The 23,431-nt window shown below is 28.2% G+C and carries 20 protein-coding genes and 1 tRNA gene; 17 read left to right on the top strand and 4 right to left on the bottom strand.

Features of this window, described 5'->3' with window-relative positions:
- Positions 1-219 precede the first annotated feature (219 nt).
- The 9 genes from T483_RS0107400 (at position 220) to T483_RS0107345 (ending at position 11,153) form a co-directional block, all read left to right on the top strand.
- Positions 220-294 (top strand) — tRNA-Trp (locus tag T483_RS0107400).
- A 357-nt stretch (positions 295-651) separates the two neighbouring features.
- Positions 652-1,632, top strand: a complete 981-nt coding sequence (locus T483_RS0107390) for a hypothetical protein (RefSeq protein ID WP_026886284.1) — start codon at positions 652-654, stop codon at positions 1,630-1,632.
- 225 nt (positions 1,633-1,857) lie between these two features.
- The gene (locus T483_RS0107380) at positions 1,858-2,049 is read left to right on the top strand and encodes an alpha/beta-type small acid-soluble spore protein (protein ID WP_026886283.1); all 192 of its coding nucleotides are present in this window, start codon (positions 1,858-1,860) and stop codon (positions 2,047-2,049) included.
- Positions 2,050-2,342: 293 nt separating this feature from the next.
- On the top strand, positions 2,343-3,476 hold the full coding sequence (locus tag T483_RS0107375; RefSeq protein WP_026886282.1) for a metallophosphoesterase family protein: 1,134 nt from the start codon (positions 2,343-2,345) through the stop codon (positions 3,474-3,476).
- Between the two features lie 101 nt (positions 3,477-3,577).
- Positions 3,578-6,316 carry an AAA family ATPase gene (locus T483_RS0107365; RefSeq protein ID WP_026886281.1) on the top strand — a complete coding sequence of 913 codons (2,739 nt, stop codon included), beginning with the start codon at positions 3,578-3,580 and terminating at the stop codon, positions 6,314-6,316.
- Between the two features lie 117 nt (positions 6,317-6,433).
- The gene (locus T483_RS0107360; RefSeq protein ID WP_026886280.1) at positions 6,434-7,330 is read left to right on the top strand and encodes a metal ABC transporter solute-binding protein, Zn/Mn family; all 897 of its coding nucleotides are present in this window, start codon (positions 6,434-6,436) and stop codon (positions 7,328-7,330) included.
- 507 nt (positions 7,331-7,837) lie between these two features.
- Positions 7,838-9,628, top strand: a complete 1,791-nt coding sequence (locus tag T483_RS0107355) for a MutS family DNA mismatch repair protein (protein ID WP_026886279.1) — start codon at positions 7,838-7,840, stop codon at positions 9,626-9,628.
- A 45-nt stretch (positions 9,629-9,673) separates the two neighbouring features.
- Complete coding sequence (locus T483_RS0107350) at positions 9,674-10,585, top strand: 3'-5' exonuclease (protein WP_026886278.1); 912 nt, start codon at positions 9,674-9,676, stop codon at positions 10,583-10,585.
- Between the two features lie 118 nt (positions 10,586-10,703).
- Positions 10,704-11,153, top strand: a complete 450-nt coding sequence (locus tag T483_RS0107345; RefSeq protein ID WP_026886277.1) for a CBS domain-containing protein — start codon at positions 10,704-10,706, stop codon at positions 11,151-11,153.
- 179 nt (positions 11,154-11,332) lie between these two features.
- Here the strand turns inward: T483_RS0107345 and T483_RS0107340 are convergent, their stop codons facing one another.
- From T483_RS0107340 to T483_RS0107330, 3 genes are read right to left on the bottom strand one after another with little or no spacing between them, the layout of a single operon-like run.
- Complete coding sequence (locus T483_RS0107340; RefSeq protein WP_026886276.1) at positions 11,333-11,992, bottom strand: hypothetical protein; 660 nt, start codon at positions 11,990-11,992, stop codon at positions 11,333-11,335.
- A 9-nt stretch (positions 11,993-12,001) separates the two neighbouring features.
- Positions 12,002-12,652, bottom strand: a complete 651-nt coding sequence (locus T483_RS0107335) for a PspA/IM30 family protein (RefSeq protein WP_026886275.1) — start codon at positions 12,650-12,652, stop codon at positions 12,002-12,004.
- Between the two features lie 21 nt (positions 12,653-12,673).
- Positions 12,674-13,351 carry a hypothetical protein gene (locus T483_RS0107330; protein WP_080696940.1) on the bottom strand — a complete coding sequence of 226 codons (678 nt, stop codon included), beginning with the start codon at positions 13,349-13,351 and terminating at the stop codon, positions 12,674-12,676.
- Between the two features lie 347 nt (positions 13,352-13,698).
- Here T483_RS0107330 and rpsA point away from each other — a divergent pair, with 347 nt between their 5' ends.
- Entirely contained in the window at positions 13,699-14,853 is a 1,155-nt protein-coding gene (gene rpsA / locus T483_RS0107325) for a 30S ribosomal protein S1 (RefSeq protein WP_026886273.1), read from the top strand.
- Between the two features lie 72 nt (positions 14,854-14,925).
- Here the strand turns inward: rpsA and pyk are convergent, their stop codons facing one another.
- The gene (gene pyk / locus T483_RS0107320; protein ID WP_026886272.1) at positions 14,926-16,344 is read right to left on the bottom strand and encodes a pyruvate kinase; all 1,419 of its coding nucleotides are present in this window, start codon (positions 16,342-16,344) and stop codon (positions 14,926-14,928) included.
- Positions 16,345-16,507: 163 nt separating this feature from the next.
- Here pyk and T483_RS0107315 point away from each other — a divergent pair, with 163 nt between their 5' ends.
- From T483_RS0107315 to mreC, 7 genes are all read left to right on the top strand, one after another.
- Positions 16,508-17,965, top strand: a complete 1,458-nt coding sequence (locus T483_RS0107315) for an aminoacyl-histidine dipeptidase (RefSeq protein ID WP_026886271.1) — start codon at positions 16,508-16,510, stop codon at positions 17,963-17,965.
- Between the two features lie 359 nt (positions 17,966-18,324).
- On the top strand, positions 18,325-18,918 hold the full coding sequence (locus T483_RS0107310) for a C40 family peptidase (RefSeq protein ID WP_026886270.1): 594 nt from the start codon (positions 18,325-18,327) through the stop codon (positions 18,916-18,918).
- 340 nt (positions 18,919-19,258) lie between these two features.
- Entirely contained in the window at positions 19,259-19,933 is a 675-nt protein-coding gene (locus T483_RS0107305; protein ID WP_026886269.1) for an SPOR domain-containing protein, read from the top strand.
- Between the two features lie 295 nt (positions 19,934-20,228).
- A complete protein-coding gene (locus T483_RS0107300) occupies positions 20,229-20,795 on the top strand; it encodes a Maf-like protein (protein ID WP_026886268.1) in 567 nt (188 codons plus the stop codon).
- A 51-nt stretch (positions 20,796-20,846) separates the two neighbouring features.
- Positions 20,847-21,536: a RadC family protein gene (radC, locus tag T483_RS0107295; RefSeq protein WP_026886267.1), complete on the top strand. Its 690-nt coding sequence runs from the start codon at positions 20,847-20,849 to the stop codon at positions 21,534-21,536.
- A 20-nt stretch (positions 21,537-21,556) separates the two neighbouring features.
- Complete coding sequence (locus T483_RS0107290) at positions 21,557-22,573, top strand: rod shape-determining protein (protein WP_011967840.1); 1,017 nt, start codon at positions 21,557-21,559, stop codon at positions 22,571-22,573.
- A 2-nt stretch (positions 22,574-22,575) separates the two neighbouring features.
- Entirely contained in the window at positions 22,576-23,424 is an 849-nt protein-coding gene (gene mreC / locus T483_RS0107285) for a rod shape-determining protein MreC (protein WP_026886266.1), read from the top strand.
- Positions 23,425-23,431 lie beyond the last annotated feature (7 nt).

Here is a 23,431-nt window from a genome sequence, read left to right as displayed (position 1 = left end):
ATTATATTTTATTATAAAATAATATGAGTAGTTAAACAAGAAGTATTTAAAAAAACTACTATGAAGTAGTTAAAAAACACTATTTAGTTAAGTTTGTCTTGCTAATAATGGACCATTAGATTTGCTACAATAATTTGCTTATTTGAATAATTATTAAAAATTTAAATGATAAAATTGTTGACATGAATGATATACACATGATACAATACTTAATGTCTTAGGGGTATGGCTCAACGGTAGAGTAGTGGTCTCCAAAACCATTGGTTGTGGGTTCAAATCCTACTGCCCCTGCCACAAAGGTCGTAGTACATTGTACTACGGCTTTTTTATGTATAAAAATGTATGCTTTATGAAAAATATATTTTTGTCCATAAAAATTAGTTCAATTAATTTTATATCCTAATGTAAATAATTGGCTAAAAATAAGTAAAAAAAGAATAATTTGAAATAAAATGTAGAAAAACAACTTGATTCTTACCAGAAAAAGTATATAATTTTATTAATATACTTAATTATATGTAAACAAAAAAGAATTAAGTATTTATAAAAAAACTATTTTGTGTTTTGTGAATGATCTATTATAAAATACATTCAATATTTGAATATTACAAACATATTATGGTAATAATCCATTGTGAGGTGGAATACGATATGAATAAATTAGTTTTACTAAATGAAGTTAGAAGAAAAGGAAGAGAGAATAAAAATAAATTATCAAAATCCATTAGCAATAAAATTAATGAAAAAGAGAGTAGTAAGTCTTATACATCTTTTAAAGAGAAGTTTAATTACTCCAAAGAGAATGGTGAATTTGATAATAGTAATGGAAAGGACTTGAATAAAATTATTGAGAGAATCTTCTCATTAAATAATAATACAATAATTGAGTTCATTAATTCATTATATAATGATGATTTTAATATAGATACTAAAATGGAATATACTATAACTAGAAAAGATGTAGATATAAATGAAGGAATTACCTTAGAAGATTCAAATTGTGATTTAAGGATAATGGTAGAAGATGAGTATAGGAAGTTTGAATATAGAGTGCAGTTTCACGTTAACGATGATGAAAATATAGCAATAATAATAACTAAGGTAAATTTATCGAGTAATGATAATATAATAAGTCTTAATAGAAGAAAGAGGAAGAATGTTAATAAAAGTGAATATACTTTGAAAGAAAGTTATTCTAAATCTATGATAATATTAAACTCTAGTATTGAAGTTCCTGATGTATACCAAATAAAATCAGAAACTGAAGAAAATAATATAGATTGCAAGATTAATATAATAAAAGGATGGAAATATGATTTTAAGCAATTATGCGAAAGAAACATGTATCTTTTATTTCCTTTAAAAGCATTGGATATTAGAAAAAGATTATTAAATATGAGTGAAGATTTAATGCCAATAGATTTAATAAAAGATGAAGTATATAGATTCTTTAAAGATATGAATAAGTATTTGCAAAGAGGTAAAGATGATAATCTAATTACAAATAAGGATATTAGTGAACTGAATTTAATAACAATTGATTTACTAAATTCTTTTATTAAGGATAAGAACGATATATTCGTTGATATAAAAAGAGATGTAGAAACTACATTTAAAGAGATAGTTGTATAGAATAAAATGAACTACTAATGCAATGGTAGAAAGAATGAGTTTGCATTACTTAGAAATTTTGATTTTTAATATTTGTAAGAATATTTCAAGAGGATAAATTTTGAAGGATGCCCTTATATTAATAAGAATAATAAACAAGCCAAAGGTTAAAATACTATTATCGGTAGATGAAATTTATAAAGTTTTGTTTACTGATTCTACTAATTAGCCGAGGAGGGGATCGTTATGTCAAACAACAATAATAGAGCATTAGTTCCAGAAGCAAAACGTGGCTTGGAAAAATTCAAGGACGAAGTAGCTCAGGAGCTAGGAATACCATTTAAAGAATATAATGGTGACTTGAGTTCGAGACAATGTGGTTCAGTAGGCGGAGAAATGGTGAAAAGAATGGTAGAAGAATATGAACATAGAATTTAGTAAGATTTTATAATTTATTATTAAATTTTGTATGTGTTAGAGGTAATCTAATCATATTCTAAAAATAAGAGATGTATTATACATTTGTATAATACATCTCTTATTTTTTACTTAAATATGTATTTAGCTGTTCAAATTATAAACTCATATAATAATTTTTGATGTAATATATGAGAAAGTAATATTTATATAGATAATAAAATTAAAAAATATAATCGTTTTGGACTGTTCGTAAATTTCGTGGTAAAATTAGAACAAAAGTTCGTTATATAAAAAAGTTTAGGTGTGATATTATGAGAAAAATTAAAATTTTACATACAGCAGATATACATTTTGATACGCCTTTTAGTGGAATGACACCAAAGCTAGCACTAAAGAGTAAAGAGGAATTAAAACAAGTTTTTGAGAAGATAATGCTGATAACTCAAAATGAAGAAATAGATATTTTATTAATTGCAGGAGATGTATTTGATAATTTATCTGTAAAAAAAACTACGCTTCATTTCATAAAAAGTTGTTTTGAAAATATTAGCAAGGTAAAAGTTTTTATAAGTCCAGGTAATCATGATCCTTTTAATGAAAAGTCTTTTTATAGCATTGTTGATTGGCCAAGTAATGTTCATATTTTTAAAGGAAGAGTTGAAAAGATAATCTTGGAAGATTTAAATACTGTTATTTGGGGAGCTGGGTTTAATACTACACATGTTAGTAAATCTTTATTAAAAGATATTAAAAGAATTAACGGATATAACAATATAATGGTTATTCATGGAGAAATTTCGAGTGTAGAAGAAGGAAATAACTATAATCCAATTACGGAAGAGGATATACTTAAAAGTGATTTGGATTATATAGCATTAGGACATAGACATAAGTTTTCTGAAGTTAAGAAAATAGGAAATACTTATTATAGTTACAGTGGATGCCCTCAAGGAAGAGGGTTCGATGAGCTTGAAGATAAAGGGGTAGTATTATTAGAGCTTAAGAATAGATTTGTAGAAAGTCGATTTGTTAGAACATCAGTAAGAAATTACTATGAAAAGGGAATAAATATTGAAGGATGTTTTGGATATAATGAAGTCAAAAATAGAATAATATCAGAAATTTCTAAGGATAATAGAAAAAATAATTTTTATAAAATTATCCTAAAGGGACAAATATCTGATGAATTTTCATTAGATGAGGAATTTCTAGAAGAATTGCTCAAAGATGAATTCTACTTTGTGCGAACTATTGATAAAAGTGAAATTAAGTTAGATATAACAGAATTAATAAAAGGATATTCACTAAAAAACATATTTGCTAAAAAGATATATGAAAAATTACAAAATGCGGAGACAGAAGAAGAAATGGAGATTATATCCTTGGCTTTAAAGATAGGTCTTCAAAGCATCTCAGGTGAAGAGGTAAGGATTAATGAGATGTAAGTTAATTGAAAATATACTTTTTCATTGTAGAATTAATATATTTAAAAACAATATGAAAATAATTTGTACGCAAGTGGATTTAATGAAAGAGGTGGAAGCTTTTGATAGTTAAAAGAATAAATATAAAAGCTTTTGCAGGACTTAAAGATAAAAGCTTAGATTTCGATAGAGGATTCAATCTTATTTATGGAAAAAATGAAAAGGGAAAGAGTTCAATTGAGAATTTTATTAAGATATGGTTGTATGGAATTGAAAATTCTAGAAGTAAATTAAATGATAGAAAAAGATATTTACCGTTATCTGGAGAGAAGATCTCGGGGGAATTAATAATAGAACATGAAGGAAAAGAGTACATTATAAAAAGAAGATTTGGTACAACAAAAAAAGAAGATGAATGTGAAGTTCTAGATGAAATAACTGGAGAAAGTTTAGAAATTGAATATAAGAATGAACCAGGAAGATATTTTTTCGATATAAATTTATCTACTTTTATAAAGACGTTATTTATAGGTCAATTAGGAGTAGTTATATCAAAAGATAAAGAAGAAGAAATAATGGAGAAGCTAACAAATGTTTACAATGTTGGAGATGAAAATACTTCTGTGAAAAAAGTAATTGAGAAGCTAGAAAAGAAAAAGAAGCAATTGCTAGGAATAAGGAAAGGTGGGGAGATTGATTCATTAAAAGAAAGAAATAATTCGCTTAAAACAGAATTGTGGGAAGCATATAAATTAGCTGAAGAAAACGTGCAAAATGAAGAAAACTTACTAAGGAAGAAAGATATTAAAAGTAGTATAAAAGAACAAATTCAAAAGTTAGATTTATACAAAAGGTATATTAAGAAGATAAAGCTTCAAAAAGACTACAAAGAAATAAGTAGTTATTTAGTTAAAGGCGAGCAACTTAAAAGAAAACAAGATGCCATAATTGAAGAGCTTAAAAAGGGTGATGAATATATAACAGCTGAATATTTGGATGAAATTAATGAAAAGTGTGCCAGATATTTAAGTTTATTAGACATAAAACAAGAAAAATTAAATAAACTTTGTGAATTAGAAGAAGAATTAAGAGTGAGAAACGAGAAGATAAGAAATTATAAGGTTTTTTCTTCAATGGGGAATAACATAAAGGAAAAAATATATACGTTGAAAGTTGATCAAAAGAATTTAGAAGAAAAACTTAATGATATCATAAATATAAAAAATTCAATATCTGAATTAAAGATTGATGTAAACAAACAAGCTTCCAATATCAGTAATTTAGAGTTTATAAAAAATAATAGAGAAGAAATAGAGAAACTACTTAATTCTTATAAGGAAGGATTAAAAGAATTAAAATATAAAATGGAAAATCAGGATTACAGTAAATCCGAAGAAGACTTAAAGAGTTTTAATAGAAAAATAAAATATATTTATCTTACTGGGGTAACCTGTATTTCTATTTTTATATATAGTATATTGAAACAAATAATTCCTATTGTAAGTATATGTACACTTATACTTATCTCAATAGGTATATTATATTTAAAATATTCGCTATTAATTAAAAATGCAGAATTTATTAAGAAAAATAATATATCAATTGATACGTTGAAAGAAAAAATAAAAGAATATGAAAAAAGATTAGATACTTATATAAAAGAGACTAATTCAGTATCCCATGAGGATTTTATTAGTAAGATAAATCAATATGATAAATATAGAAGCTATAAAGATAATATGACCCTATTGATAAAAAATAAGGAGGATGAAATTAGCAGACATGATATTACTAAATTAAAATCAAATTATAATAGAAATAAAGGTGTAATAGCATCTTTGTATAATGTTTTAGGCTGCAAGTCTTTAGATGAGGTACTAGAACAATTGGAAATCTATGGAAAACAAAAGGAAGAAATACTTATAAAAGAATACGAGATTAGCACAATTAATCAGGATATAGAAAATATAAATGAACAATTAGATGATAAAGATGATGAGATAAGAAAAAAAACTCTTGTACTTGGATTAGACAATATAGAAATAGTAGATATGCATATTAAGTTAAAAGAGTATAAAGAAAAGATAAATAAAATGAATGAAATTAAAAATGCATTAAAAAGTGTAGAGGAAACATATAAGGTTCTAATAAAGGATAGAAATATAGATGAAATAAAGGAAGAGATGAAGGAAATTATTAATCAGGACATAAAGTATTCTTATGAATCTGAAGAGGAAATAGACTCAGAGATTAGAGCAAAGTCTAACGAACTATTGAAAGTCGAGAAAGAGATAAAGGATTTAGAACATCTTATAGAGAAAAGGTATTTAGGAAAAAGGGGAATATCAGAAATAGAAGAAGAAATATTAATTAATGAAGAAAGAACTAGAAAATTGGAGAAAGAATTTAAAGCATTAGAATTAGCTAGTAACTTGATTCAAGAAGCATTTGATGAGATAAAGAAGAATATCGGTCCAGATATGAATGAGAAGATTATAAAAAAATTTAACTTTTTAACAAATGATGATTATGAAGAAGCTAAGATATCAGAAGACTATAAGTTAAAGATTAGAAACAAAGGGATGCTGTTTGAGGGAGAAATACTAAGCAATGGTGCTAAAGATCAATTATATTTAGCATTGAGACTCTCATTTATAAATATGTTGTTCAAAAATAAAAGAATCCCAATATTTTTAGACGATGCTCTTGTCCAATATGATGATGAAAGAAGAGAAAAAGCATTAAGTCTTCTTATGAATGAGAATTTTGAGCAAGTAATTTTTTTTACTTGTCAAGAAATAGAAAAGTTTATTCTTGATAGGAATAAATATAATTACAATTTAATTAATTTAAATTCATAATTCTAGCTTGAGTCAATTCGTGTAATGAATTTAACTAATCTTGACATATTTGAACTTTAACAGTAATATTATAAACAGAGTTGCAAATGCAAATCAGATGCAAACTGGAGGTATAATATGAAAAAGAGAATAATTTCAGGAGCTTTAGCTACATTAGTAAGTTTTATGTTAGTTGGATGTGGAGCTAATGCAAACACTGGAATACAAAATGCAAATGAAGATAAATTAAAAATTACAGTTTCAATATATCCGTTAAAAGAATTCGCAGAGAAAATCGCTGGGGATAAAGCAGAGGTTGTGTGTCTAGTTCCAGAGAATATGGAACCACATGATTACGAGCCTAAAACTAAAGATTTTCAGGATTTAACAAAGAGTAAAGCTTTTATTTATAATGGTTTAGGTATGGAAGAATGGGTGAGTCAAGTCAATGAAGCTATTAAGAATACTAATGTGACTGTTGTAGATTCGAGTACTGGTATAGAAGCTAGAAAAGAGGGAGATACAGTTGACCCACATACTTGGTTAAGTTTGAAAAATGCTGAAATTCAATCAAGTAATATAAAAGATACTCTAGTAAAGTTAGATGAAAAAAATAAAGATTATTATGAGGAAAACTATAATAAATTTAAAGAAGAATTAGAAAATGTATATAGTGAATATAGACCTAAATTTGATACATTGAGTAAGAAAAATTTCATAACAGGTCATGCTGCTTTTGGGTATTTATGCAGAGATTTCGGATTAACTCAAAAATCAGTAGAAAATTTATTTGCAGAGGGTGAGCCAACTCCTAAGCAATTAAAAGACTTGGTAAGTTTTTGTAAAGAAAATAATATAAAGACTGTTTTTTCAGAGTCTTTAGCGAGCCCTAAAGTTTCAGAAACTTTAGCAAAAGAAGTTCAAGCTGATGTGGTTCCAATACTCACATTGGAATCAAAAGAAGATGATAAAAATTATATAGAAGCTATGAGATACAATTTAGATCAGATATATAAGTGCTTATCTAAAGAATAGACTATGTTAATTTTAATAATGATTGAGGATTATTTTCAAGGTTATATTGGAAATAATCCTTTTAATTTTAAGATTTAGCGCTCAGAAAATCACCACATTCTAAGTAGATGTCTCTGACTTGAAGAAGAAATTACGCTAGTGTTTTAATGATAGCTATAAATTTAATGAAAAAAATAATTTGAACAAAGGAATATAAATCGAATTTATTATGGTAATATTATACTTATAGAATATTGTATTTTATATATAAATTAATTACTATTTATAGCTAAAATGAATATGAGATAATAATAAAATATATTACAAAAGATAAAAGGTAGATTAAAATATCGTAAATTAAAAATAAGATATCTTAATATACTTTATTTTATTTATAAGATAAAGTTAGAATGTTATTTTAATGTATATTAATTATTTAAGTTTTGTCTAAATTTGAATTAAGAAGTTTAATTTATAGTCAATAAGAAAATTGGTTATGAAAATAAAATTATTATGTTAGGAGGAATTATGAGTTTAGCAGAAGAATTTTATAAAGGGAACATACAACGATGTTTAAGACAGAAAAATGATCTGAATTATAAAGTAAATATTATTGGATGGAGCAGATTGTTTATAGTACTTTTAGGATTATTAACTGATTACTTTTTATATAATCAGAATAAATTAAATCTAATATTAATTTCAACTATATTTTTTGTAGGTATTTTTATTGCTTTGATTTTTTATCACAATAATATAATTCAAGATAGAGAAAAGATCAAAGCGATACTAAAAATTAATGAGAAAGGAATAAAGAGATTAAGTGGTGATTTTGCGAGTTTTGAGGATTCTGGTTCAGAGTATTTAGACTACAAACATCCATTTGTAGATGACTTGGATGTATTTGGAGATAACTCGATTTTTCAATATATTAATGATACAGTTACTAAAGGAGGAAGAGAAGAACTAGTAAAATTATTAAGAAATGAAGGGCCTCTTAATAAGAGTGATATCGTTGAAAGACAAGAAGCTGTAAAGGAAATGAGTCAAAAAGCTACTTGGAGACAAAATTTAATTCTTGAAGGTAGTTTGAAAAAATCAAAAGATATGCATTTGGACAACTTGATTGATTGGAGTGAAAGCACAGAATCATCAAGTCCACTAAGAGTCGTTATTGCATGTACTTTTATTTTAGCAACAATTTTTTCAATATACTTAGCAATAGTAAAAGTAATACCTCAATCATTTCTACTTTTAAATTTTATGGTGAATTTTATCGTTGTTAAGGTGTTATCTAAAAGTATGAGAACAGAAATTAAATTATTTGAGTCCATAAAAAATAGTATATATGGTTATAGTAAAATTTTATTTCTAATCGAAGAGGAAAACTTCAATTCTCAATATTTAAAGAAATTACAAGGAAAGTTAAAGAGTGATAAATTAAGTTGTAAGGAAGAGATGAAAGCTTTTTCGAGCATCTTGGATTGGATAGGAAATAGTTCTTATAATGCTTATTATCTACTATTTAACATACTATTATTTTCAGATGTATTCTTGTTAAGAAGTTTAGAAAAGTGGAGAGAAAAAAATGGGAGTAAGCTTAAAGGCTGGTTAGAAGTAATGCATAAGATAGATGCATTAACCAGTATATGCAATTTGCCATTTGAAAATGAAAATTGGACTTATCCTGTTATTTTAGATAAAAATGAAATAACTTCAGTTAATATAGGTCATCCTTTATTAGGATCAAATGCAGTTAAAAATACATTTTCAATGGTTGGGAATCAAAAGGTTTCCTTAATCACAGGTTCCAATATGTCTGGAAAAAGCACATTTTTAAGAACACTCGGTACTAATTTAGTTTTAAGTTACATCGGAGCTCCAGTACATGCAGATAAATTTTCTTGTGGAATTATGAATATATATACTTGTATGAGAACAAAAGACAATTTAGAAGAAAATATTTCATCATTTTATGCAGAAATTCTGAGAATAAAGATATTAATAGAGGCATGCAAAAGGGGAGAAAGTGTATTTTTTCTATTAGATGAAATATTTAAGGGAACTAATTCAAGAGATAGGCATACTGGTGCTTCTGTATTGATTAAACAATTAATTAAATATGGAGGAGTCGGACTTGTATCTACTCATGATTTTGAATTATGTGACTTAGAAAATGAAAGTGAAGAAATAATAAATTATAATTTTAGAGAATTTTATGAAAATAATAAAATCAAATTTGACTATATTCTAAGAGAAGGAAGAAGTAAAACACAAAATGCAATCCATTTAATGAAGCTTGCAGGGATAGATGTATAAAAAATAAGTTTAAAGAAGTAAAATTAACATTAGAAAGGATTAAGTATGGGGTACATTATTATTGACTTAGAATTTAATAATTTAAAAAATATAACTAATTATCAGAAAGATTTTTTTGAAAAATATGGTGAGTTTGATTCAGTGGGTTTGGAAAATGAAATTATAGAAATAGGTGCAGTAAAAGTAGATAAGTATATGAAACCTATAAAGGAAATTAGGGAGTATATTAAGCCAAAAGTATTTCCTGTAATTAATCCTGTAGTAACGGAAATTACTAAAATAGATATGGATATGCTTAATGAAAAAGGAGTATCTTTTGAAGAAGCTATAAGCAAATTAAAGGATATGTTTGAAGATGGAGATGTTTTGTGTTCATGGGCGAAAGATGATGTTGCTGAATTAATTATTAACGCTCATCATTATAATTATAATGATTTAAGATGGTTAAATGAATATCTTGATATTCAAGAATATGTTACTAAAATATTGGCTCATAAAAAAGCATTGGGACTTAAGTCGGCTTTAGATGAGTTAAAAATCAAAGTAGATGATACAAAATTGCATGATGCTTTAAATGATGCAAAATATACTGTCGAAGTATTTAGGCGAGTATATAATTCGAGGGTAATAAAAAATTATATCGTTAAAGACATATATAATATGCCGGCTATACAAGTATCAGATCTTGATAATATAGAAATAGAAGAAGAAAAATTAATGTTAAGGTGTCCCAAGTGTGGAAAAAAGGTTGATTTACAAACGCCTATAAAACTTTTAAATTGGAGATTTGCAGCTGTAGGTACCTGTTCGAAATGTAAGTGTAATGTTTTATGTGAAGTTCTAGTTAAAAAGACTCTTCAAGGAGAAAATGGATACATCGAAGTTAATAGTGTATTGAAAGACGAGGCATACTTAAATTATATCTATAAGTTAGAAAATAATGAGAAAAAAAGGTGATTTCAGTAGATATTCAGAAATAAGTAAGAATTTAGTTAAAGAAATTTAATCTAAGATATGATAAAATAGTTTTGTGAATAAGAACAAAACGAATACATTGAATGAAAGGATTTTATTTATGAATATAGCCTTTTTTCTTACACCAAAAAATGAAGTTGTATGTGAAAGTCAAGATGCAACTATGAAACAAGTTATGGAGAAAATGGAATGCTACGGATACACAGCTATACCGGTTATAGATAGAGAAGGAAAATATGTTGGAACACTAACAGAGGGTGATCTATTGTGGAAGATAAAAAACACTCATAATTTGAACTTTAAAAACATGGAATCTGTTAAAGTTAAAGATATATATAGAAAGACAACTCATAGGTCTGTTTCTATAACTTCAAATATAGAAAGTTTAATATCATTATCTGTAAGTCAAAATTTTGTGCCTGTAACCGATGATAATGGTACTTTTATAGGGATAATAAAAAGAAGTGATATAATAAATTATTGTTTCAATGAAATGGAAAAGAGAAAAGAATTAGAGGTACAACAATTTTCAATGTATGATGAAGGTTAAAGTATTATAGAGATAAGAAGTATATTGATTTTCAAAAATTTAAACTTATAAACAATTAACAAGAAATGGAGATACGCCTTTTTATTATAAAGGCGTATCTCCATTTCTTGTTAATTGTTTTTATAAATGAATTTTAGGCTATAATTTTTATAGTATTAGATAATGGTTTTTTAATAATATTATTTTGCATTTTGGTAAGTTTCTACTACAAAATCAAATTCATTAGGATCAGTTATCTCTCCATAGCTATCTTCTTTTATTCCAGGGTAATAGTATAGTACCAGCTTATCGTTAGAGTTGTTAAAACTTTCTAAAAGGATATATAGGTTATCTAAAGTACAGTCTTCAACAACAGCTAAAACATTATACTTTGAAGAGATGCCAGTATCGTTATTAGTAAGGTCTAGCGTAAAATTATCAAATTTTCTTACATTAACTCTTTCTTTATCACAAGAGCAAATTAGGGAACCACTTCTGCAGCTTGAACATTTTTTGAAATTGCAATCAAATGCACAGTTTAAGCATTCACAGTGGGAACATTTTTCTAACTGCTTAAAGTTTTCTTTATTTTTAGATTTGAAATCTTGAAGTAAATTTATGCTAGGACTAGATTTAAACATTGAAAATAAAGATTTTTTCTTACAGTCAGATTCTGCAGAATCCAAAAGCTTCATATATTCCTTAAGAATAGATGATTTAGAAAAATATTTTCTTATTTTTGAGTCTCTTTCTGAAATAAAAGGAGATATTTCACTTATAGCATAAGCTATATCCGTATAAATCTTTCCCCAATATCTCCGTTCTTCGTTAATAAAATTTAGGTCCTTATCACTATCCATTTTTATCACCTAATTAGATTTGTATTTTGCTAATTCAAGATCTAGATCAACGTCATCTAATTTCTTAAATTCACTATCAAAATCATCTAGGTCTCTTAATTCACCTAAACCTTGAGCAAGAGATTCTTTACGTTGAATTTTTCTTTCTATACTATCAATTTGTATTGAGTTACTTTTAGTTTGAACATTAGCTAGAACTTCATTTACTTTTTGAGAGGCTTCAGCATTTGCAAATCTTGCAGCTGCTTCATCTCTGTAACTTCTAGTTTTTGTTATTTCTTCTTCTAAAGCACGTAGATTTGCTTTTAAAGTATCAGCCTGTACTTTAGCATTATCATAGCTTGCTTGTAGAGAAGCAGCCTTTTTATCTGTTTCAACTTTTTTAGCTAATGCTCTTTTAGCTAAATCCTCATTTCCTTTGCTTAGCGCTAATCTAACCTTTTGATCATAATCTTCAGATTCTTTTTTAGCAGAATCTAGTTTTTTCTCAATTTCATGAACATTACCTAAAATTTGAGCTGAACTTAATTTTGCTTTATTAAATTGTTCATCCATATCTCTTAGTTTTTGATCTAGTAATTCAACTGGATTTTCCATTTCATCTAATGAGTTATTTACTTTTGCCTTAATCATATTTGACATTCTTGAAAAAATTCCCATGTCTATACCTCCAAATAATTATTATTTTCGTTTATTATTTAAATATTTTTTTATTAATATAATAGCTAGTACAAATATTCCAGCTAAAACTAATGTGTTAATTAATGAGCTTGCTGGTGAACCAAAATAAAATGGTCTGTAAAAGTATCCTCCACCAAAGAATGGCCAGAATGAACTTCTGCTGGAACCGCCATTATATGTTTGAGTATTAGTATTTTTATTATCATTTGTGTTAGAAGAAGTTGATGAATCAGCGGTTTTATTTTTATCAGTTGTAGAATAAGAACCGCTACTAAATCCTTGTGATCCACCACTACTTGAAGATGACGAAGAAGTCTTTGAATCTGAGTTTGAAGAATCACTATTCGAGAAATTGCCGGATTTGAACCCTTCGCCACTCTTTGAACTACTTGAATCACCACTTGTAGTTGTTGAGGATTTACTAGATGAACTTGATCCGCTAAAAGAGCCTGAACTAAATCCACTACTTGACTTTGAACTGCTAGAACTAAATTTGCTACCGCTAGAGCTTGACCTACTGCTGCTACCAGTTGATTTAGCAAAGGCTACTGAATTATTATTAGATGTATTTATACCAATAAATGATATAGCATCTAAAGGTAAACTCGAAAATATAAATATGAATGTTAAAAATATAGCTAAAGCATATTTTCTTTTAATCTTACGAATAGTGATCACCCCTTAAAAGATTATGTACTTATTATATAAAAAAGATTCCTTATACACAATATGGAAAAGCAACGAAAAAAGACTAAAAAGGATGATTAGAATTATATATCTATATAAAAAGTTGTTATTTCTAACTTATAGTAGTTTTCTTTATTCTTTTAAAAGGTAATTAATACTACTTGAGTTAAAAATAGAAATAATTTTGATAATAACTGGATTAGAGTAAAAAGATTTTCATATTGAGATAATATAAAATTAGAATTATATTTATGGTACAAGGAACCATACTTGTGTAAAAGATTCTCTTAGATTATTATTGTAAGTAAGAAAAATTATAATAAGGAGTGAATTATGTTATGTCTAACGAAGAAGTAGAAAGCAATATGAGCGAACTTTTAAAACAATATGATGTAAAAAGACTTAATAGAGGAGATGTATTAAGGGGAAAAGTTATAGATGTAAACGATAAGGAGGTTTCTGTTAATATAGATTATGCTTTTGATGGATTAATAGCCAAAGAAGAGTTATCTATAGATGGCAAGGATCCAAGAGAAGTGGTTAGTAAAGATGATGAGATTTATGTGTATGTCTTATCCCCAAATGATGGTGAAGGATATGTTGAGCTTTCTTTAATAAAAGCTTTGGAGATAAAGGGAAGAGAAGAATTAAGTCAATATTTCAAAGAACAAAAGAACGTTAAAGTGTATGTGAAAGAAGAGACTAAAGGTGGAGTGATTGCATACTATGGTAGCATAAAAATTTTTATACCAGGCTCCCTTGCAAGTAGAGAAAGAATCGAGCTTAGTAATTTAGTAGGAAGAGATTTAGATGTTAGAATCACTGAATTAGACTTTAACAATAAAAGAGTTATAGCTTCAAGAAGAATTCTTGAAGAAGAAGAATATAACAAAAATAAGAAAAGTATATGGGATGATCTAAAAGAGGGAGAAAAAAGAAACGGTGTTGTTAAGAAAATAGTTAAGTTCGGAGCTTTTGTTGACATTGGAGGAGTAGAAGGATTAATTCATATTTCAGATTTATCATGGGAGAGAGTAAATAAGCCTGAAGATATAGTTAAAGAGGGAGATAAGGTAGAAGTATTTATAGGTAATGTGGATAGAAAAAATGAAAGATTATCATTAATATTAAAAGATGTAACTAAAGAGCCATGGATAGTTCATAGCAATGACATTAATGAAGGACGTATATTTGAAGGAAAGGTTGTACGTCTTACTACATTTGGCGCGTTTGTTGAGCTATTTGATGGGATAGAAGGTTTGGTTCATATAACAGAGATTACAGATGAACATATTGCAAAGCCTTCCGATGCATTGGAAATTAATCAAAAAGTAAAGGTTAAGGTGCTAAGTATTAATCGGGAAGAAAAAAGAATAGCATTGAGTATAAAAGAAGCTGTAGAAACTAATAAAGAATATCTTGATTATATTGACAGCAGTGATGAAAGTGGAACCTCTTTGGGAGATTTACTTAAAGGATTTAAATTTGAGTAGATTTACAGAATTTTAAATATGAAAAATAAGTATGGATAATCATCCATACTTATTTTATTTGGAGTATTTTAATTAAATCTTTTCTATTTTTAACATATTAGTTCCACCAGTTTGAGTTGTTGGCATTCCGGCAGCAACTATTATATCATCTCCAGGCTGTGTGAAATTTAGACTAAATACTGTGTTTTTAGCTTCTGTTAATATTTCATCTGTTGAGTTAAACATTTTACAAGGCATTGGGAAGATTCCAAAATTCAAGCTTAATCCCTTTCTTACTTGTTCATAAGGTGTTATAGCTATGATTGGAGCCTTTGATCTATATCTTGAAAGCAGTCTTGCTGTAGCACCGCTCTTAGTTGCTGCTACTATAGCTTTTGCATGTAAGATATTAGCTGTTCTACATGCTGAATAACTTATTGCAGCTGCATAGTCAGTAAGTGATGGCTCTCTAAGCCTTGCAGTTAAGTGATCATAATCTAAATATTCTTCTGCTTCTTGAGCAATTTTTGACATTGTTTTTGCTGCTTCTATAGGGAAACAACCGGAAGCACTTTCACCACTTAACATAATTGCATCAGTTCCATCAAAAATAGCGTTACAAACATCACTTGCTTCAGCTCTAGTTGGAAGTGAATTTCTGATCATTGAATCAAGCATTTGAGTTGCAGTTATAACAACCTTACCAACTTCATTACATTTTCTAATGATCATTTTTTGTATTATAGGCACTTTTTGAATTGGAATTTCAACACCCATATCTCCTCTGGCAACCATTACAGCATCGGTTACTTCGATGATAGAATCTATATTGTCTACACCTTCTTGGTTTTCTATTTTAGCTATTACTTTTATATGTTCTCCGTGGTTTTCTTTTAGAACTTTTTTTACATCTAAAATATCGCTAGCTTTTCTTATGAAAGAAGCAGCTATAAAATCAACACCCATTTTGCAGCCGAATTTTATATCCTCAATATCTTTTTCTGTAATTGATGGTAATTTAATAACTACATTAGGTACATTTACACCCTTATGATTTTTAATTTCACCACCTACAACAACTTTTGTATGAATTGTTTTACCTTCAACACCAGTAACTTTAAATTTTAGAAGGCCATCATCAACAAGAATTTTTCCGCCAACTTTTATATCTTGATAAAGTACATCATATGAGATTGAGCATCTTTTCTCATCACCAAGAATTTCTTCTCCACATATAAAATCGAAATCGTCACCGTCATTAAGAGTTACACCATCGTTTACAAAGTTATGAGTTCTAATTTTTGGACCTTTAATATCAAGAACTATAGCTGTTGCAGAATTCATTTCTTTACTTAGACGTTGGATTAATTCGATTTTTTCTTTGTGTGTTTCATGTGTACCATGAGAAAAGTTCAACCTTGCAGCGCTCATCCCAATTTCAATGAACTTTCTTAAAGTCTCCTCATTATCGCTTGCTGGACCAATAGTAAAAATCATTTTTGTTTTTTGCATATAAACACCTCACATTAAAATTTTGTATATATATTATAGTGTGTGAAATAATTAATCATAAAATAATAAAAATATACATAATATAGCAATATTTTATGATAAACTAAGAAAAGATATGTATAATCATATTCTATCATATAATTGATGAAAGGAAGAGAGTAGAATGAAAAATTTAGAGAATATTACGGGGAAAAGAATTTTTTATCATTTTAATGAAATAAGTAAGATACCAAGAGGTTCTGGAAATGAGAAACAAATAAGTGATTATTTATTGAGCTTTGGGAAAAAGTTAGGCTTAGAATGTATTCAAGATGATGCCCTAAATGTTATTATTAAAAAACCTGCATCAAAAGGGTATGAGAAAGCTCCAACAGTTATAATTCAAGGTCATATGGATATGGTGTGTGAGAAAAATAACGACAAAGTTCATGATTTTGAAAAAGATCCAATAAGTTTAGTAATCAAAGATGATTATATATATGCAGATAATACAACTCTTGGAGGAGATGATGGAATTGCTGTTGCTTATGCGATGGCAATATTAGAGGATACATCAATAGAACATCCTGCTATAGAGGTATTAATAACAACAGATGAAGAAACAGGAATGACTGGAGCTAAAGCTGTACGATCAAAAGATTTAGATGGAAAAATTGTACTGAATTTAGATTCAGAAGAAGAAGGAAAACTTTGGGTCAGCTGTGCTGGTGGAATTAGAACTGAATCTACTTTGCCTATTGAATGGACAAATAAAAAAGAAAATACAAAAGAATATGTGATTGAAGTTAAAGGATTAGCTGGAGGACATTCAGGAGCTGAAATTCATTTGGAAAGAGGAAACGCAAATAAATTAATGGCAAGAGTATTAAGGGGAATCTTAAATAAGGTATCTTTTAACTTAGTTTCATTAAAAGGTGGAGCAAAAGATAATGCAATACCAAGAGAAGCTATGGCGGTTATTTCAATTGATCAATCGAAGGAAAAAGAATTGGTTGAAGCTAAAACAAAGATAGATAGTGATATTTCTAAAGAATTTACCAAAAAAGACCCAGGACTTAAAATAACATTATTAGAAAGTCAAGAAAAAATAGAAAAAGTATTTTCAGATGATACTACAGCTAAAGCAATTAGCTTATCATATTTGTATCCAAATGGTGTAAACACAATGAGTTCTGAAATAGAAGGATTAGTGGAAAGTTCATCAAATCTTGGAGTGGTAACAACCAATGAAAGTGATATAAAATATCATAGTGCTGTTAGAAGTTCTGTGTTCTCATTGAAAGAAGAAATAGTTGAAAGAAATAAATGTTTAACTGAAATGATGGGAGGAACATTTGAAGCTGCGGCAGGATATCCAGAATGGCCATATAAAAATGATTCGAAAATAAGGGATATATGTAAAGATGTATACTCTAGAATGTATGGCAAAGAAGCAGATATTGTTGCCATCCATGCTGGATTAGAATGTGGAATACTTAAGGAAAGATTGGGAGATTTAGATATGATTAGTTTTGGTCCCAATATAATTGATATACACACACCAAATGAACATTTAAGTATATCTTCTGCTTGTAGATGTTTTGAATATTTAGTAGAAGTTCTTAAGGAAATTAGAAATTAGAATATATAAATTCAATTAAAACAGTAAGTTAACCATAAAATTTAATGAATAACTTACTGTTTTTTTTGATCAATTTGAGAACTTTGAATTTCTGGTTTGCTAGAGAAAAGATAAGAAATAACAAAATGTAATACAAAAGTCAGAAAATTATAAATTTACAGTAAATGACCATTATTGATAGTAATGTTGAGGAAAATAGAGATATTTTATTGTAAATAACAATATAAAAGTGTAAAAGGTTTGACCTTTACCTAGCTTATAACTATACTAAAAACATGTTGTAAAATTTACGACACAGTGTAAACGATAACTAAACTATTTTTAGGATGATATAGATTAAGTATGGAGAGGAATTTAAGATGAAAATTAAAGATAATATGCTTATGAAATGTATAACTACAGCTTTTATTTTTTTAGGAGTTTTTTTTATTAATGCTCAAGATGCTAAAGCGGATACTACGCTAACACATAATAAAGGAATTACAATTAAAACTAGTGAACTTAAAACAGCTAAAGTAATAAAAGCACCATCAGATTCTGAAACAGTAGCAACTAATGAAGATTCAGTATCAAGGGGAGCAATCAGTAAAGGAAATGAAGTTGTAAATTATGCATATAAGTTTTTAGGAAAACCATATGTTTATGGAGCAACTGGTCCAAATGCTTTTGATTGCTCTGGATTAACACAATACGTGTATAATAAATTTGGTATAGATATATCAAGAACTACATATACACAAGTAAATGTGGGAACTAAAGTGAATAAAAGTAACTTAAGAGCTGGAGATTTAGTCTTTTTTAATACCGAAGGTTCAATTAGCCATGTGGGTATTTATATTGGAAATGGAGAATTTATACATGCCCCAAGATCTGGAAAACCAGTAATGGTAAGCTCACTGTGTGATGGATACTATTCAGAAAGATATGCTACTGCAAGAAGAATTTTTAGCTAATAGATATGGTTAACTTAAGAGGCTAAGTGTAAACATAATATAGTAGAAAAGATAACTAGTGTGCCTGAACGTACGGAATGTATCTTTCTCTAGCTTTTACATTGTTAATCTGGCATTTGATATTAAAAAAATGTACTCTATATAATATTTTTTATTTAACATAATTCATATATGTGTAATCCACAGAATAAATATTAATATATAAGAAATATGAAAAAATAGCAGTCAAATATATATGATATTATTCTGTTTTTATACTGCCTTTCTATAAGATTAGGTGGTATATAAATTCTAACTCTTTGATACGCTATTTTTTAGAATGTTCAAAAGGGGGGAGACTATGAGATACACAAGATATGAATATAAAAAATCAGGTAGGATGAAGTTCTTATGTAGTGTTGTTGTTATCGTTGGAATATCTATAGTTGGAGGAGTGTTTATTAGCAATGTTATCTTTGATGGAAAGAATGTACAAAATATAAGCATAAATAATTCAAAACCTTCAACTCAAGGTGACTATAATGGTACGATAAAAAATATTATAGCATTACAATGTGGTTATTACTCAAAAGAGGAAAATGCAAAAGAGTCACTGGCTGCAATATCAAAATACTGTCAGCCATTTATAGTAGAAGATGATGGCAAATATAGAGTTTTGGCAGGAATATACAATGAGGAAGATGGATTAAAAAAGATAGAGGAATTCAAGTCGAATAATATTGATGTCGCTAAAATTAGTTTAGGTGCTTCTAGTAATGACTTGGAAAATAAAAAGCTCATAGAAATTATGAATGGATTTTTAACAATTGTGAATAAGCTACAAGATAATCAAGTGAAAAGTATAAAAACAGCTGAATTTAAGGCATGGACGGATGGAATTGTGAATGAAGGAAGCACTGCTAAATCGAATAAAATAAACCAATTATACGATTATGTCAAAAGTTTGCCGGATGAAATGGATAAAACAAACAGTAGTAATAATATGCAGGAGTTATATAAACTCATTAAAAACTAAAGAATTTAATTAATAATTATTACAACAAAATTACATTTATATAAAAAAACTTATAACTTAATATAACACACTTGTTTAAGAACATCTTAAATGATAAACTATAAGGTGTAGAAATGGTAGAACATCATTTCTACACCTTTAAAATTTAATAGTTTTTGGTTAAAAAATTAACATGTCTACAATATATATTATTTGTCAATGATATATATTGAGGTACATTCAAAAAATGGGAGATCATCATGCTCGCCTATTATTTTTTCATGTGCCAAAATTCTTTATTTTAGGATGTGAATATATGAAGATAATATTAGCTTCTGCTTCAGAAAGACGACAAGAACTCTTAAGTAGATTAATTAAGAATTTTGATGTGATTGTCAGTAATTTTGATGAGAGCAAAGTTATTTTTAAGGGCTCTATAGATAGATATGTTAAGGACATAGCTTTAGGAAAAGCACTGAATGTTAAGAATAAGCTAGATGAGGATGCAATTATAATTTCAGCTGATACTGTGGTCACTATAGACAATATGATACTAGGAAAGCCAAAAGATGAAGAAGATGCTTTTAATATTATAAAATCACTTCAAGGTAGAAAGCATTTAGTTTATTCTGGTGTTGTTGTGATTAATACAGCTAAAAATTTAGTGATTCAAGAGAGTTTATCTACAGAAGTTACTTTTTCTGAAATAAGCGATGATGAAATATTAGAATACATAAAAACTGGGGAGCCTTTAGATAAAGCTGGCGCTTATGGAATCCAGGGAATAGGTGGAATATTTGTTGAAGAGATAAGAGGATGTTATTACAACGTTGTTGGACTGCCACTGAATAAGCTAAAGTTTATGCTTAAAGAGATACAATAATTATATTTTAGGGATAGAGGGGAAATCATATATTTGGAGGTAATATATTATATGGAAAGTAGCCTTAAAATCAAAGATATACCACAGAATGAACGACCTAAAGAGAAATTATTAACTTATGGAGCAGAATCTTTAAGTAATTCGGAATTATTAGCAATAATAATTAGAACTGGAACACAAGGAGAGAATGTTCTTCAATTGTGTAGCAGGCTTTTGTCTGAGCTAGAAGGGCTAAATGGTATTTTAGATGCAAGTTTTGATGATATAATATCTATAAAAGGGATTAAACAAGGAAAAGCTTCACAAATTTTAGCTTTAGCCGAGCTTTTTAAAAGATTTAGAACATTGAAAGCAATAAATAATGACATCAAAATAACTTCACCAAATGACCTAGCAAGTCTTCTTATGGGAGAGATGAATGAATTAAATCAAGAAGTATTAAAAGTTGTCTTATTAAACACCAAAAATGTAGTTGTTGGTGTTAAAGATGTATTTAAGGGCAGCCTAAATACATCAGTTGTACATCCAAGAGAAATTTTTAAGCAAGCTATAAGTAAGAATAGTGCATCAATAATTGTATGTCACAATCATCCATCAGGTGATCCGACACCTAGCAGAGAAGACATCAATATAACACTAAGAATTAAAGAATGTGGAAATATTATAGGAATTCAATTAGTAGACCATATTATAATAGGAAATAATAAATTTGTTAGTTTCAAAGAAAGAGGACTAATATAGAATTGGAAGGGGAAAAATAAATGGGATTTTTTGGATCAGGAAAAGATATGGGGATAGATTTGGGAACTGCAAACACCCTAGTATTTGTAAAAGGTAAAGGAATAGTTTTAAGAGAACCATCTGTTGTTGCAATGAACACTATGACTAAAAAAACATTAGCGGTTGGATCAGAAGCTAAACTTATGATAGGTAGAACCCCTGGAAATATAGTAGCTATAAGACCATTAAAAGATGGAGTAATTGCAGATTTTGATACGGCTCAAACAATGATGAAAAGCCTAATAGAAAAAGTATCAACTAAGAATGCGTTTAAAAATCCAAGAATAATAGTTTGTTATCCATCAGGAGTTACAGAAGTTGAGAAAAGAGCTATTGAAGAAGCTACAAAACTTTCGGGCGCTAGAGATGTTATTTTAATGGAAGAACCAATGGCAGCAGCAATTGGAGCAGGACTTCCAGTAAGTGAACCAACAGGAAGTATGATAGTTGATATTGGTGGAGGTACAACAGAAGTTGCTATTATTTCGTTAGGTGGTATAGTAACTAGTAAGTCACTTAGAATAGCAGGTGATGAGTTAGATCAATCAATAATATCTTATATTAAGAAAGAATTTAACTTAATGGTTGGAGAAAGAACAGCGGAACAAGTAAAAATGGAAATAGGTTCGGCCTATAGAACTTCAGATGAAGAAACGGTTATGGAGATTAAAGGACGAGATATGATTACTGGGCTTCCAAAGATTGTTGAAATCTCAGAAACTCAAGTTAGAGAAGCATTGAAAGAACCAGTATATGCTATTATAGAATCAATTAAGACAACATTGGAAAAGACACCACCAGAACTTTCAGCAGATATTATGGAAAAAGGTATAATGTTAGCAGGTGGCGGGGCATATCTAAAAGGATTAGATATACTTATAAATAAAGAAACAAACATGCCTGTACATATTGCGGAGGCACCTCTTGATTGCGTAGTACTTGGAGCAGGGAAGGCACTAGAAGATTTTGATAAAATTAGTAGAGATCAAAGAGGTTAAACATGAAGCTTCTTAGGAATAAACTGGCAGTAACTATTATAGTGCTGTCAGTTAGCTTTTTAGGGTTAATAGTTTATACGGTTAAAAGGGAAAATAGAAGTATTATTGAAAGTGGTGCCGGTAGTACTTTAAATCCAGTGCAAAATCTTTTATACTCAGGAACTAATAGAATTAAAGAGACATTAGATTTTTTCTTAAATTTCTCTGAGGTGAAAGTGCAAAACAAAGAACTAATTAAAAAAAATCAAGAGCTTGAAAATGAGTTGGCTACTTATTCAGATTTAAAAGAAGAAAATGATAGATTAAGACAAGTGTTAAATTTTCAGGAAGAAAGAAAGAATTATAACTATATAGCATGTGATATTATAGAGTATAGTGGTGGAAACTTTTTAGATGGTTATGTGGTAAATAAAGGTAAAAATGACAATATACAAAAGGGTATGATTGTTATAGCAGCTCAAGGATTAGTGGGACAAGTAACCAGTGTTGGAAGTAATTGGAGCATAATTCAATCTCTAATTAATGAAAATATAGCAGTAAGTGTTATGGATCAAAGTACGAGAGATGCTACAGGTTATATAAAAGGGTTCAAGGATAGTAAGGGAGAAAATTTGGCTAAGGTATACGATCTTCCAATGAATTCAGATGTTAAGGAAGGCGATGTAATAATGACATCTGGAGTAGGAATGCTTTATCCAAAGGAAATTAGAATTGGAGAAGTAACACATGTGGAAGAAGATAAAGTAAAAGTAATGAAGAATGCAGTTGTAAAACCATATGTAGATTTTAATAAATTAGAAGAATTATTTATTGTCTCTCCAAAGGATACGAGAGAAATTAAATATAATTAGAGGTTTA

Source organism: Clostridium beijerinckii HUN142 (genome assembly GCF_000621745.1).
GTDB classification, from domain to species: Bacteria; Bacillota; Clostridia; order Clostridiales; family Clostridiaceae; genus Clostridium; species Clostridium beijerinckii_A.
Note: the sequence above shows the minus strand (reverse complement) of the source record. Positions and strands in the feature narration are given on the sequence as shown.

Excerpts from the sequence above, each read along its gene's own strand:
- T483_RS0107375 (WP_026886282.1), top strand. The coding sequence starts at position 2,343 with ATGAGAAAAATTAAAATTTTACATACAGCAGATATACATTTTGATACG.
- T483_RS0107345 (WP_026886277.1), top strand. The coding sequence starts at position 10,704 with ATGAATATAGCCTTTTTTCTTACACCAAAAAATGAAGTTGTATGTGAA.
- T483_RS0107335 (WP_026886275.1), bottom strand. The coding sequence starts at position 12,652 with ATGGGAATTTTTTCAAGAATGTCAAATATGATTAAGGCAAAAGTAAAT.
- pyk (WP_026886272.1), bottom strand. The coding sequence starts at position 16,344 with ATGCAAAAAACAAAAATGATTTTTACTATTGGTCCAGCAAGCGATAAT.
- T483_RS0107390 (WP_026886284.1), top strand. The coding sequence starts at position 652 with ATGAATAAATTAGTTTTACTAAATGAAGTTAGAAGAAAAGGAAGAGAG.
- T483_RS0107350 (WP_026886278.1), top strand. The coding sequence starts at position 9,674 with ATGGGGTACATTATTATTGACTTAGAATTTAATAATTTAAAAAATATA.
- T483_RS0107300 (WP_026886268.1), top strand. The coding sequence starts at position 20,229 with ATGAAGATAATATTAGCTTCTGCTTCAGAAAGACGACAAGAACTCTTA.
- T483_RS0107355 (WP_026886279.1), top strand. The coding sequence starts at position 7,838 with ATGAGTTTAGCAGAAGAATTTTATAAAGGGAACATACAACGATGTTTA.
- mreC (WP_026886266.1), top strand. The coding sequence starts at position 22,576 with ATGAAGCTTCTTAGGAATAAACTGGCAGTAACTATTATAGTGCTGTCA.
- T483_RS0107315 (WP_026886271.1), top strand. The coding sequence starts at position 16,508 with ATGAAAAATTTAGAGAATATTACGGGGAAAAGAATTTTTTATCATTTT.
- rpsA (WP_026886273.1), top strand. The coding sequence starts at position 13,699 with ATGTCTAACGAAGAAGTAGAAAGCAATATGAGCGAACTTTTAAAACAA.
- T483_RS0107310 (WP_026886270.1), top strand. The coding sequence starts at position 18,325 with ATGAAAATTAAAGATAATATGCTTATGAAATGTATAACTACAGCTTTT.
- T483_RS0107305 (WP_026886269.1), top strand. The coding sequence starts at position 19,259 with ATGAGATACACAAGATATGAATATAAAAAATCAGGTAGGATGAAGTTC.
- T483_RS0107290 (WP_011967840.1), top strand. The coding sequence starts at position 21,557 with ATGGGATTTTTTGGATCAGGAAAAGATATGGGGATAGATTTGGGAACT.
- T483_RS0107380 (WP_026886283.1), top strand. The coding sequence starts at position 1,858 with ATGTCAAACAACAATAATAGAGCATTAGTTCCAGAAGCAAAACGTGGC.
- T483_RS0107360 (WP_026886280.1), top strand. The coding sequence starts at position 6,434 with ATGAAAAAGAGAATAATTTCAGGAGCTTTAGCTACATTAGTAAGTTTT.
- radC (WP_026886267.1), top strand. The coding sequence starts at position 20,847 with ATGGAAAGTAGCCTTAAAATCAAAGATATACCACAGAATGAACGACCT.
- T483_RS0107340 (WP_026886276.1), bottom strand. The coding sequence starts at position 11,992 with ATGGATAGTGATAAGGACCTAAATTTTATTAACGAAGAACGGAGATAT.